Source organism: Micromonospora sp. SCSIO 07396 (genome assembly GCF_053667945.1).
In genome coordinates this window covers 4,824,720-4,836,298 of the sequence record NZ_CM132210.1, presented here as the reverse complement: position 1 = coordinate 4,836,298, position 11,579 = coordinate 4,824,720, and the positions used below count along the sequence as shown (strand labels likewise).

At 72.9% G+C, this 11,579-nt stretch carries 9 protein-coding genes; 4 read left to right on the top strand and 5 right to left on the bottom strand.

All coding sequences use genetic code 11. The annotated features are described in order from the left end of the window. Positions 1-5: 5 nt before the first annotated feature. The 3 genes from ACWCHM_RS20710 to ACWCHM_RS20700 all read right to left on the bottom strand — a co-directional run bounded on the left by ACWCHM_RS20710 (position 6) and on the right by ACWCHM_RS20700 (position 4,389). Complete coding sequence (locus ACWCHM_RS20710; protein ID WP_454219431.1) at positions 6-2,141, bottom strand: Agd3-related carbohydrate-binding protein; 2,136 nt, start codon at positions 2,139-2,141, stop codon at positions 6-8. Positions 2,142-3,465: 1,324 nt separating this feature from the next. Next, positions 3,466-4,155, bottom strand: coding sequence for a DUF3515 family protein (locus ACWCHM_RS20705; protein WP_454219430.1), 690 nt, complete (start codon positions 4,153-4,155; stop codon positions 3,466-3,468). Beyond that, positions 4,156-4,389, bottom strand: coding sequence for an Lrp/AsnC ligand binding domain-containing protein (locus tag ACWCHM_RS20700; protein ID WP_067305404.1), 234 nt, complete (start codon positions 4,387-4,389; stop codon positions 4,156-4,158). Between the two features lie 122 nt (positions 4,390-4,511). Here ACWCHM_RS20700 and ACWCHM_RS20695 point away from each other — a divergent pair, with 122 nt between their 5' ends. Both ACWCHM_RS20695 and ACWCHM_RS20690 read left to right on the top strand, forming a co-directional pair. Further along, positions 4,512-5,450: a thiamine-phosphate kinase gene (locus ACWCHM_RS20695; RefSeq protein WP_454219429.1), complete on the top strand. Its 939-nt coding sequence runs from the start codon at positions 4,512-4,514 to the stop codon at positions 5,448-5,450. A 23-nt stretch (positions 5,451-5,473) separates the two neighbouring features. Beyond that, complete coding sequence (locus tag ACWCHM_RS20690; protein WP_204956842.1) at positions 5,474-5,935, top strand: GNAT family N-acetyltransferase; 462 nt, start codon at positions 5,474-5,476, stop codon at positions 5,933-5,935. A 52-nt stretch (positions 5,936-5,987) separates the two neighbouring features. Here the strand turns inward: ACWCHM_RS20690 and ACWCHM_RS20685 are convergent, their stop codons facing one another. Both ACWCHM_RS20685 and rpmB read right to left on the bottom strand, forming a co-directional pair. Beyond that, positions 5,988-7,241 (bottom strand): ATP-grasp domain-containing protein, encoded by a 1,254-nt coding sequence (locus ACWCHM_RS20685; protein WP_454219427.1) that lies wholly within the window; start codon positions 7,239-7,241, stop codon positions 5,988-5,990. A 111-nt stretch (positions 7,242-7,352) separates the two neighbouring features. Next, the gene (rpmB, locus tag ACWCHM_RS20680) at positions 7,353-7,544 is read right to left on the bottom strand and encodes a 50S ribosomal protein L28 (RefSeq protein WP_046569512.1); all 192 of its coding nucleotides are present in this window, start codon (positions 7,542-7,544) and stop codon (positions 7,353-7,355) included. Positions 7,545-7,766: 222 nt separating this feature from the next. Here rpmB and ACWCHM_RS20675 point away from each other — a divergent pair, with 222 nt between their 5' ends. Together ACWCHM_RS20675 and recG are read left to right on the top strand one after the other, a co-directional pair. Then, entirely contained in the window at positions 7,767-9,374 is a 1,608-nt protein-coding gene (locus ACWCHM_RS20675; RefSeq protein ID WP_204956844.1) for a DAK2 domain-containing protein, read from the top strand. Next, positions 9,371-11,575, top strand: a complete 2,205-nt coding sequence (gene recG, locus ACWCHM_RS20670; RefSeq protein ID WP_454219426.1) for an ATP-dependent DNA helicase RecG — start codon at positions 9,371-9,373, stop codon at positions 11,573-11,575. The genes ACWCHM_RS20675 and recG overlap by 4 nt, the downstream gene beginning before the upstream one ends. Positions 11,576-11,579 lie beyond the last annotated feature (4 nt).

Genomic DNA, 11,579 nt, shown 5'->3' with positions numbered 1-11,579 from the left:
CCGCGCTACGGACGGGGAGCGGCGTTGAACGTCACGGCGGTGTTGGCCGCCAGCGTCACCGGCACGGTGACGTCGGTGCCGTAGGTGCCGGCACCGGTGGTGGTCGCGGCGACGCCGCCCAGTTGCAGCGAGCCGGCGGCAGGAGAGCTCACCGTGATCTCCCCGGTGGTCCGGTCGTAGATCGCCGACGCCCCGGCGGTCAGCGCCGCGAAATGGGCCGTCCGTGCCCTGCTGTAGGCGGCGATGTCGGTCCACGCCGAGTTGAGCAGCGGCACCGAATAGAACGAGTCGTACTTGGTCAGTACGGCGTCGAGCCAGTCGGTGAGCAGGGTGTTGCCCGAGCCGTAGTCACGCACGTTGGCGATGTGGAACGTGTGCGAGTAGATCGAGCCCGACGACACGTGCTGCAGGCCCACGGTGGACTCGTAGTCGAGGACCTGGGCGTACGTGCGGTCGGTGGGCCAGTACGGGAAGGCGCCGTTCGGGCCGTAGAAGGAGTTGTAGAAGTGCGCCTCCTCCGCCGGGTTGGTGGTGTGGTAGGCGATATTCGTCGGCCAGCACGGCACCACCGCGATGCTCGGGTCCAGCGGGTGTGGCGTCGACCCGTTGAAGTTCGCCGGCACGTGGCTGGCGAACGACATGTTGCCGGCGACCGTGTCGATCCCGAGATCCGCCGCCGCCTCGATCAGGTCCGGGTTGGACGCGGTGAGGCCGTGGTCGGTGAGCACCCCGCCGGAGTTGTTGTAGACGCCGAGACCTGAGTACTCGGGGGTCTTGAGCACGGTGGCCGGGGGGGTCAGCCCGATGGCGGTGCCCGCGGTCAGGTTCTCGGAGATCTCTTCGTGGTTGGTGGCGTAGTCCGTGGTGTTCATCGCGGGGTGGTTCAACGTGTGGTTGATCCACCGGAAGTTGTTCTTGAGGCACTTGGTGGTGGCGGTGAGGGTGTTGGCGTCGCCGTTCGGGCTGCACGTGTTGCCGGCGAACGGGTCGATCTGGGCGCCGTTGTAGGGGATGTTGAAGGTGAAGCCCGAGGCCAGCGGGTGCGCGGTGCGCAGCGCGGTCTGCTTCGCGTCGAGGTTGACCGCGTCGTGCCCGGTGACCCTGATCGCGGGGCCGTAGTCGACGGTGCCGTCGTCCATGTAGTGGGCCGAGGCGGCGAACCAGTCGTCGATGTCGACGTTGAGGTGGTGCTTCTGCTCACCGAGGAACAGGCCCTTGGTCGCCCACCGGAACAGGCCGTAGACCAGCAGGTCCGCGTGGAGGAGGTACTGGTTGGCGGTGAAGGTCAGCGCGATCCGCTCCCGGCCGTCGGTCGAGGTGGTGCTCACGGCCAGCACGTCGGACCCGTTGGTCATCAGGGCCTGGGCGTTGCAGCCGGCCCGGATCGAGGTGCGGTAGACGTACGACTGGGTGATCGGGATCTGGGCGGTGCTCTTGAGGTAGTCGAAGACCGCCGCGCCGCTGGTGGTCAGCGAGACGGGCAGCGGGGTCTCACCGACCGCGCCCTCCCCGGCGGAGTTGAGGCAGTAGTCCTCCGGCCAGGTGCCGTAGCTGGTGTAGAGGGCGACCTGGCGCACCTCGAAGTTGCGCTCGTAGGCCCAGAGGGTGTTCCACTCCGTGCTGGTCAGGCCGCTGAGGTAGTTACCGCCCGACTCGTAGAGCTGCATGCTGTTGGTGAGCAGGACCGCGTTGTACTTGCCCACCCCGTTGCCGTCGACGAGCGTGTTCGCCGAGAGCGTCTGGGTGGTGGTGTAGAGGATGTCGTAACCCGCACCGACCCGGTTGAGGGTAGTGGTGAGCGTGGCCACGCCGAAGTCCGCCGGGTCGGTGGCCAGGATCAGCGCCTTCAGCGCGACCTTGTCGTTGATCGCCTGGGTGCCCACGCCGCCGCTGCGGGCACCCGTCGGGGACGGGGCGACCTTGACGGTGCCGGCCCGGGTGGGCAGCGGGCCGGGCCGGGCCTCCTTCTTGCTCGCCACCTGGCCGAGGCCGGGTGCGCTCGGCGGCTGGGCCAACGTGCGCGGCGCGGTCGGCGGCTGGGCGAGGCCCGGGGTCTGGGTGCCGAGCAGGACCGTGAGTGCGGTCAGCCCGGCGAGGGCGAATCGGTTCGCGCGACGGCGCTTAGGTCCGGTGTGGACCATGTGGTGACCTCCGATGAGGAGATGTGAACAATGCCGCCGGTCCTGTATGGACGACGGGGTTGCCATCGAAGGCTAGCAATTGTTGGTGCGGATTCCGCGCATGATCCTGTCGTATGTGGAGCATTGACGCAAGCGGGGTCGGGTGTTAGTGCCGTTCGTCCGGAGGTGACTTCCGGTAACGCGCTTTCGGTTGATCTTGATGGTGTTGCTGGTCGGTTCCTGGTGTGTTGACGTGCTCTTTTCCGGAGGAGCCGAAACACCTCATTCACGTTCACTTCACACGCGTGAAGCCGGCCGTGGCCAGAATGTGGACCGTGGGCGGGTGCGGAACCGGGCGAACCTCAGCCATTCGCTCCGGCTGCGGCAATTGAGGTGCGGTAAGAGTGGCCGATCAGTCCATGCTGGCCCGCCGATCAGCCGATTACCCGACCATCCCTTCGGTTGACGGTGCCCCGCGCGGTCGGCACGGGGTGGGCCGGGGTCCGGAATGATCGCCGTTTTCCCAGTTCAGAGCACCTTCACGGGGGTGGGCCGGGGGTGGGACGTGCCTTTTGTCGGGCAATCGCTTGATCGACGGCACATCGTGGAGAATGTTGAGTTTCCGCGACCGGGACGGCGGGTTAACCCGTACGGAAATGGCGAATACCACGGCGCTGACCCTCGAATCAGCCAGTTTCGGCGGAAGCGGTTCCCAGCCTCAGGAGTTGCCCATTGCCGGTCACCGGAAGCCGTCCGCTGTCTCCCCTATCAACACCGTCCGGGCCAAATCGTTTTACTATCCGATCGGTTTCGTGGAACTTCCACGGGGCGCAAATGCAGGAGTGGATGTGCGCGTCCTGAGTCGACGGTGGTGCCGGGACAAAACGCCAGACGGCGGATCGGCGCATCCCCGGCGCGGTCCCACTCGGCGGCGCGGTGGAGAGGGCCCGACACCATCGGCCGTGCAGTTTCGTCCGGGCCCTGCCGCCCGGCTGTCCGCCCCGGCGAGGACCAGGCCCGGCGACGCGTGGGACAGCGGCCAGGCGAACACCGCGCCGGCCGGGACCGGCACCACCGACTCGGCGGCGGCACCGATCCCGGTCAACGCCCCCTGCACGGTGCTCTGCTCCTCGGCCCGGACGATCCGGGAGAGCCACGCCTGCACGGCGACGCCGCCGACCGTGGCGAGCACACCCACCGCCTCGCCACCCACGGTCAGCCGCAGGTACGGAGGATCAGATCATCGGTGCCGGCGCATGATTCTCCGGACCGTCGGGTCGCCGTCACCCCGGTCCGGTCGGGTGGGGCGGGCACGGGCCGGAGCCCGGTCGGGCGGAGTGGAACCTCAGCGTCGGCACCCGGACGGGCTGTCGCCGCCGGACGGCACGGACGCGACCACCGCGTCGGAGACCGGGGTGAGCCACTGCAACGGCCCCTCGTACGCCCGGGGCACCGTCACCGTGACCGCCGTCTCCCGGTCGAGCGTGGTGAGCACGGTGGCGTCCGACCGCTCGTCGGCGTACCAGCAGACCCCGTTGACGGTCCACACGTCGGCGGTGGCGTCCACGGTCGGCTCAGGGACACCGCAGGCGACGGTCAACGCCGGATCGCCATAGGCGGCGTTCTGCTCGGCACCGGCCGTGACCGGGCGCTGGGCGAGTTCCCGGACGGTGGCCGGCAACTGCGAGACCAGCGCCCGGCACACCACCCCGGGGCGCTCGGCCAGCGCCGGGGCGGCCATCTCGACCGGGGCGCCGGACTGGGGGCGCAGGCTGGTCGGCGACGCGCTCGGCGCGGCGACAGGGGTGTCCGGGGACAACTGGGCGAAGGTGAAGCCCGCCACGGCCACCGTCACCGGCACGGCGACCAGGGTGGCCCACAACGCGGCCCGCCGGGTCGACCGGTCCGCCGCAGGCCGGTCGGTGGTGGGTGCACCGGTGCTGGCCCGCTCGGTGCTGGTCTGCTCGGTGCTGGTCTGCTCGGTGCTGGGCACGGCGTCGGTCGGGATCTCGGGGGAGGAGGTCTTCTCGTCCACTTACAGGCGCACCACCGAACACGTGAGGGTGCGGGTGATGCCGGGCACCATCTGCACGTTGCTGACGATCAGTTTGCCGAGCTCGTCGACGGTGTTCGCCTCGGTGAGGACGACCACGTCGTACGGCCCGGTGACGGCGTCGACGCGTACCACGCCGGTAAGGTCCGCGATCAGACCGGCCACGTCCCGCGCCCGGCCCACCTCGGTCTGGATGAGGATGTACGCCTGTACCACGACTCGACCTCCGTCCGTCGCCGCCCAGGGGCGGCCCGAAGGGTGAAAATACCCTACGGAGCAGGCGTGATCCCTATCGGTGGTCGAGGTCAAGCAGCTAGCGAGCGTGTCGGAAGGAAGACATGGGTGTCGCGGACGTGGGCGAGTTCGGCCTCATCGACCGGGTGACCGCCCGGCTGACGTACGGATCGTTCTGCCTGCTCGGGCCGGGCGACGACGCCGCCGTGGTGGCCGCCGGCGACCGGCGGGTGGTCGCCTCCACCGACGTGCTGGTCGAGGGGCGGCACTTCCGGCGGGACTGGTCGAGCGCGCGGGACGTCGGGCACCGGGCGGCGGCGGCCAACCTTGCCGACATCGCCGCCATGGGGGCCACCCCCACCGCCCTGCTGGTCGCCCTCTGCATCCCCGCCGACCTGGACACCGCCTGGGTGGAGGAGCTGGCCGACGGGCTGGCCGCCGAGGCGGCACTGGTCGATGCGGGGGTGGTCGGTGGGGACATGTCCGCCAGCCCCACCCTGACCATCGCGGTGACCGCCCTCGGCGACCTGGCGGGCCGGGCCCCGGTGGTCCGCTCCGGCGCCCGGCCGGGTGACGTGGTGGCGCTCGCCGGCCGCGCCGGCTGGGCCGCCGCCGGGCTGACCGTGCTCTCCCGTGGGTTCCGCACCCCCCGGGTGCTGGTCGAGGCGTACCGGCGGCCGGAGGTGCCCTACCCGGCCGGACCGGAGGCCGCCCGGCTCGGCGTCACCGCCATGATCGACGTGTCGGACGGGTTGCTGGCCGACCTGGGGCACCTGGCGAAGGCCAGCGGTGTCGGTGTCGACCTGCGCCGGGACGCCTTCGAGGTGCCCCCGCAGATGCGGGACGCCGCCCAGGCGCTCGGCGTCGACCCGTACACCTGGATCCTGGCCGGTGGCGACGATCACGCCCTGGCCGCCACCTTCCCCCCGACGGTGGCGTTGCCGCCCCCGTGGCGCGCGGTGGGCCTGGTGGTCGAGGGCGGCGGGGTGACAGTCGATGGTGACGCGTACGACGGACCGGCCGGCTGGGACCACTTCCGGTAAGGGGCGGTCGTACCCTTCACCCCGTGAGTGAGATCGAGATCCGGCCGGTGGGCTTCGACGCGCCGGTGGCCCAGACGCTCATCCGGGCGACCATGGCCGACCTGGGCGTCCGCTACGGCGGCAGCGGCGACGAGACCCCCGTCGACCCCACCGAGTTCGTCCCGCCGCACGGCGAATTCCTCGTCGCCCACCTCGACGGCGAGCCGGTCGGCTGTGCCGGGTGGCGCAGCCACGGCGCGGACGCCGCCGAGCTGAAGCGGATGTACACCACCCCGGTCGTGCGGGGACGCGGGGTGGCCCGCGCCCTGCTCGCCGCCATCGAGGAGTCGGCCCGTCGGCACGGGCGCGAGCGGGTCATCCTGGAGTGCGGTGACCGGCAACCCGAGGCGGTCGCCCTCTACACCTCGGCGGGGTACGAGCGGATCGCCAACTTCGGCTACTACGCCGACGCCCCCGGCTGCCTGTCGTTCGGCCAGACACTCTGACCCGCCCGCCGGGGCCGGATGAATCCGGATTCACCCGGCCGGTGCGGCGGTGTCAGGCGACGGTGAACCGGAGCCGGTCGGCGCCGGCGCGGGCGGTGGCCGCCGCCTCGGCCGGGTCGACGCCCCAGGCCAGCACGTGCCCGCCCCGGCGTACCGACGAGGTGACCTCGCCGACCCGGTCCCCGACGGCCACGTCGAGCTGCACGGCGAGGACGCCGGACACCCGGCGGGCGTCGCGCAGCCCGTCGACCGCGGTCAGCGTCCCCGGCGGCGGCAGCAGGAACTCCACCGCCGCCGCCCCGGACGGCCGGGCCGGCAGCCGGGGCCGCTCGCCGCGCAGCGTCCGCAGGTAGGCGTCGATGAAACTGCACTCGTACGCCACCGAGATCAGCGCAGCGATCATGTCGCCGGGCAGCCGGGCGGCGCACTCCACCAGCGTCGGCACCCCGTCGGCGACGATCCACTCGCTGTGCAGCACACCGCTGCCGAAGCCGGCCGCCGCCGCCAGCCGGGTGGCCGCCGCGACGAGTTCCGCGCGGCCGTCCGCCGGCAGCGCCGAGGGGACCGTGTGCCCGGTCTCCACCGGGCGGCGACCGGGCAGCACCCGCTTGTCGGTGACGTTGCCGAAACACACCTCGCCGTCGGCGACCAGCAGTTCGACGCTGTACTCCGGACCGACCAGGGTCTGCTCGACAAGCACCTCGGTGGGCAGGTCGGTGGCCGCCTCCACCGGTGCCTCCGGGGCGGCGGTCGCCGACCAGGCCGCCGCCACGTCGTCGGCGGCGTCGACCAGCTGCACGCCGAGGCTGCCGGAGCGACGGGTCGGCTTCAACACGCACCGGCCACCGAACCGGGCCGCGAACGCCGCCGCCCGCTGCGGGGAGTCGACCAGCTCGTACGCCGGATTGGCCAGCCCGGCCCGGTCGGCCAGCAGGCGCATCCGGTGCTTGTCGGAGAAGACGTCGGCGGCGTGCGATCCGGCACCGGGCAGGCCCAGCCGTTCGGCGAGCCGGGCGGTGGCCCCGACCGCGTACTCCAGGCCGGGCATCACCAGCCGGGCGGAGGCCAGCCCCGGCTCACCGGCGAGCAGCTCGTCGACGTCCAGGCCGGTCTGGTAGCGGGCGGGCACCACCCGGGAGACCACCGGCAGCCGGGCGGCCGTCGTGGTGAGGTTCCGCCGGGCGATGATCTCCGGCTCCTCGACGAGCACCACGCTGCCCGGCGGCAACTCCTCGGCGAACCAGTGCAGCATGCCGAGCGAGGCGCCCACGACGATCATCTCGTCGCGGCCCAGGTCGAGGTCCAACGGTCGTCCTCCGTACGGGTCGGCCACCGGATTGCGGGGACACGACAGTACCGGCGGGCCGCAAGGCCCGCCGGTACTGATCGGAGCTGGGGCGGTGGAGGCGTCGCCAGGTCAGGCGCGGGTGACCTTGCCGGCCTTGATGCACGAGGTGCAGACCTGGAGCTTCTTGGTGGTGCCCCCACCGGCCGGGGTACGCACCGACTGGATGTTCGGGTTCCAGCGGCGGTTGGTCTTCTTCTTGGACCAGGGCACGTTGTGGCCGAAGCCCGGCCCCTTGCCACAGACGTCGCACACGCTAGCCACGGGATACTCCTGAGATTGATACGTTCATGAGGTCGCCGGCAGGCGCTGCCCGGACAACCTGGCCAGGGTACCCGATGCACTCCGGGCAGGACCAACCGCCCGTCCCGGCCCCCGCCGCCCGGCCCGGTCGGCCACCCCGGACCGGGACGTCACGCCCGAACCGGACCGGGACACGCCAGCCGACCCCGGCGGGTGTCGGTTGCCGCCAGTAGGCTTCTGGCCGTGCTGGACACCCTCGACGCCGCCGCGGTACGCCGCTGGTGCGCGAGCGGTCTCGCCGCGCTGCGCCGGCACCAGGGCGAGATCGACGAGCTGAACGTCTACCCCGTGCCCGACGGGGACACCGGCACCAACCTCGTGCTCACCCTCACCTCTGCCCAGCAGGCGCTGACGATGGAACCCGGCACCCTGCCCGAGGACGGCCCGACCGCGCACGGGCGGGCGCTGCGGCTGATGGCCCGGGGTGCGCTGCTCGGTGCGCGGGGCAACTCCGGGGTGATCCTCTCGCAGCTGCTGCGCGGCCTCGCCGACGCCCTCGGGGTGGTGCCCACCGTCGCCGGCCGGGCGCTGGCCGCCGCGCTGCGCGCCGCCAGCACCGCCGCCTACGCCGCGGTCGCCCAGCCGGTCGAGGGCACCGTGCTCAGCGTGGCCGCCGCCGCCGCGACCGCCGCCGAACGGGCCGACAGCGACGACCTGCGCACCGTGGTCCGGGCCGCCGCCGGGGAGGCCGCCCGCGCCCTGGCCCGCACCCCCGAGCAGTTGCCCGCGCTGGCCCGCGCCGGGGTGGTCGACGCCGGTGGCCGGGGGCTCTGCCTGCTGCTCGACGCGCTGGTCGAGGTGGTCACCGGGGAGGCCCCGCCCGGGCCGCCGCCGGTGGCCCGCCCGGTGCGCCCGGCGTCGACCGTCGTCCGGGAGACCGGTTCCCCCGAGTACGCCTACGAGGTGCAGTTCCTGCTCGACGCCCCACCCGAGGCGGTGAGCCGGTTGCGCGCGGAACTGGCCACCCTGGGCGACTCGCTGGTGGTGGTCGGCGACGACGGCTCACCCACCGGGTCCACCACCTGGAACGTCCACGTCCACGTCAACGACGTGGGGGCGGCCGTCGAGGCGGGGGTGGCGGCCGGCCGGCCGTACCGGATCTCGGTGACCCGCTTCGCCGACCAGGCCCCGCCGGCCCCCGACGGCCGGGCGGCCGTGGTGGTCGCGACAGGCGTCGGCATCGCCGACCTCCTCGGCGGGGAGGGGGCGACGGTGGTGCCGGGCAACCCGTCCACCGGCGAACTGCTGGACGCCATCCGGGCCACCGCCGCCGCCCGGGTGGTGGTCCTGCCCAACGACCCGAACACCCAGGCGGTGGCGAACGCCGCCGCCCGGGAGGCGTACCGGCTCGGGGTGAAGGTCAGCGTGGTGCCGACCCGTTCACCGGTGCAGGCGCTGGCCGCGCTCGCCGTCCGCGACCCGCAACGCCGCTTCACCGACGACGTCATCGCGATGGCCGAGGCGGCCGGTGCCTGCCGGTACGCCGAGGTGTGCCACGCCAGCCGGGAGGCGCTGACCGTCGCCGGCCCGTGCCGGCCCGGCGACGTGCTGGCGCTGGTCGAGGGGGAGGTGCACCTGATCGGCAGCGACCTGGTCGACACCTGCGCCGCCGTGGTCGACCGTATGCTCGGCGGCGGTGGTGAGCTGGTCACCCTGCTCACCGGCGCGGACGCCCCGGCCGGGCTCGCCGAGGCGGTCCGGGAGCACGTGGCCCGGCGTTGGCCCTTCGTCGAGGTGCAGGCGTACCCGGGTGGGCAACCGCACTATCCGCTCCTGGTGGGGGTCGAATGACGACGTCCGAGCCGGCCACGGTGGACACCGCGCTGACCAAGCTGGTGGGGGAGAAGACCGCCAAGGCGCTCGCCGGTCATCTCGACCTGCACACCGCAGGTGACCTGATGTACCACTTCCCGCGCCGCTACGACGAGCGCGGCGAACACACCGACATCCGTTCGCTGGACGTCGGTGAGCAGGTCACCGTGCTGGCCCAGGTGCAACGCACGGCGGTGCGCCCGATGCGGCAGCGCCGGGGCAACCTGCTGGAGGTGACCGTCGGCGACAACTCCGGCGGGACGCTGACGTTGACGTTCTTCGGCAACCAGGCGTGGCGGGAACGCGAGCTGCGCCCGGGTCGGTGGGGGTTGTTCGCCGGCAAGGTCACCGAGTTCCGGGGCAGGCGGCAGCTCAACGGCCCCGAGTACGTGCTGCTCGGCGAGGGGGGCGAGGGCGAGGTGGCGGCCTCCGAGGAGGTCGAGGAGTTCGCCGGGGCGCTGATCCCGGTCTATCCGGCCGCCGCCGCCGTGCCGACCTGGGTGATCGCCAGGTGTGTCCGGGTGGTGCTGGACACCGTCACCCCGCCCGACGACCCGTTGCCGACGTCGCTGCGGGTCGACCGGAAGCTGGTCGGCATCGGCACCGCACTGCGCGAGATCCACCGGCCGTCCAGCAAGGAGGAGCTGTACCGGGCCCGTCGCCGGCTCAAGTGGGACGAGGCGTTCGCCGTGCAGCTGACCCTGGTGCAGCGCAAGCTGCGGGCGGCCTCCTGGCCGGCGAAGGCGCGCCCGGCGAAGGCGGGTGGCCTGCTCGACGCGTTCGACGCCCGGCTGCCCTACGAGCTGACCCCCGGGCAGCGCGACGTCGGTGTCGAGATCGCCGCCGACCTGGCCACCCCGCATCCGATGCACCGGCTGTTGCAGGGCGAGGTCGGGTCGGGCAAGACGGTGGTGGCGCTGCGGGCGATGCTCCAGGTGGTCGACGCGGGCGGCCAGGCGGCGCTGCTGGCCCCGACCGAGGTGCTCGCCGCCCAGCACCACCGGGGCATGCTCGACCTGCTCGGCCCGCTGGCGCAGGCCGGTGAGCTGGGCGCGGCCGACGACGCGACCCGGGTGGAGCTGGTCACCGGCTCGCTGGGCGCGGCGGCCCGGCGGCGGGCGCTGGCCGAGGTCGCGCAGGGGCGGGCGGGCATCGTGCTCGGCACCCACGCCCTGCTCTACGAGGGGGTCGACTTCGCCGACCTGGGCCTGGTGGTGGTCGACGAGCAGCACCGGTTCGGCGTGGAACAGCGCGACGCGCTGCGCGCCAAGGCCGACCAGCCGCCGCACGTGCTGGTCATGACGGCCACCCCGATCCCCCGCACGGTGGCGATGACCGTCTACGGCGACCTGGAGACCTCCACCCTGTCCCAGTTGCCGCAGGGGCGCTCCCCGATCGCCTCGCACGTGGTGCCGGTGGCGGAGAAACCGGCCTTCCTGGACCGGGCCTGGCGGCGGGTCCGCGAGGAGGTCACCGCCGGCCACCAGGCGTACGTGGTGTGCCCGCGGATCGGTGAGGGGCCGGCGGCCGAGGAGGAACCACCGCGCGAGGACGACAACGGTCGACGTCCACCGCTGGCGGTGACCGAGGTGGCGCCGCTGCTCGCCGAGGGGCCGCTGCACGGGCTGCGGATCGGCGTCCTGCACGGCCGGCTGCCCGCCGACGAGAAGGACGCGGTGATGCGGTCCTTCGCCGACGGCGACCTCGACGTGCTGGTCGCCACCACGGTGGTCGAGGTCGGCGTGAACGTACCCAACGCCACCGTGATGATCGTGCTGGACGCCGACCGGTTCGGCGTCTCCCAGCTGCACCAGCTCCGGGGCCGGGTCGGCCGGGGGTCGGCCCCCGGGCTGTGCCTGCTGGTCAGCGAGGCGGCCGAGGGCTCGTCGGCGCGGGAACGGCTGGACGCGGTCGCCTCCACCACCGACGGGTTCAAGCTGGCCGAGCTGGATCTGGAGCAGCGCCGGGAGGGCGACGTGCTGGGCGCGACCCAGTCCGGCCACCGTTCCCACCTGCGGCTGCTCTCCCTGCTGCGCGACGCCGACCTGATCCGCGACGCGCGGGCCGAGGCGGTCACCCTGGTCGACCAGGACCCGGAGCTTTCGCGGCACCCGGCGTTGGCCGCCTCGGTCGCCGCCCTGGTCGACGAGGAGCGCGCGGAGTACCTGGAGAAGGGCTGACCCT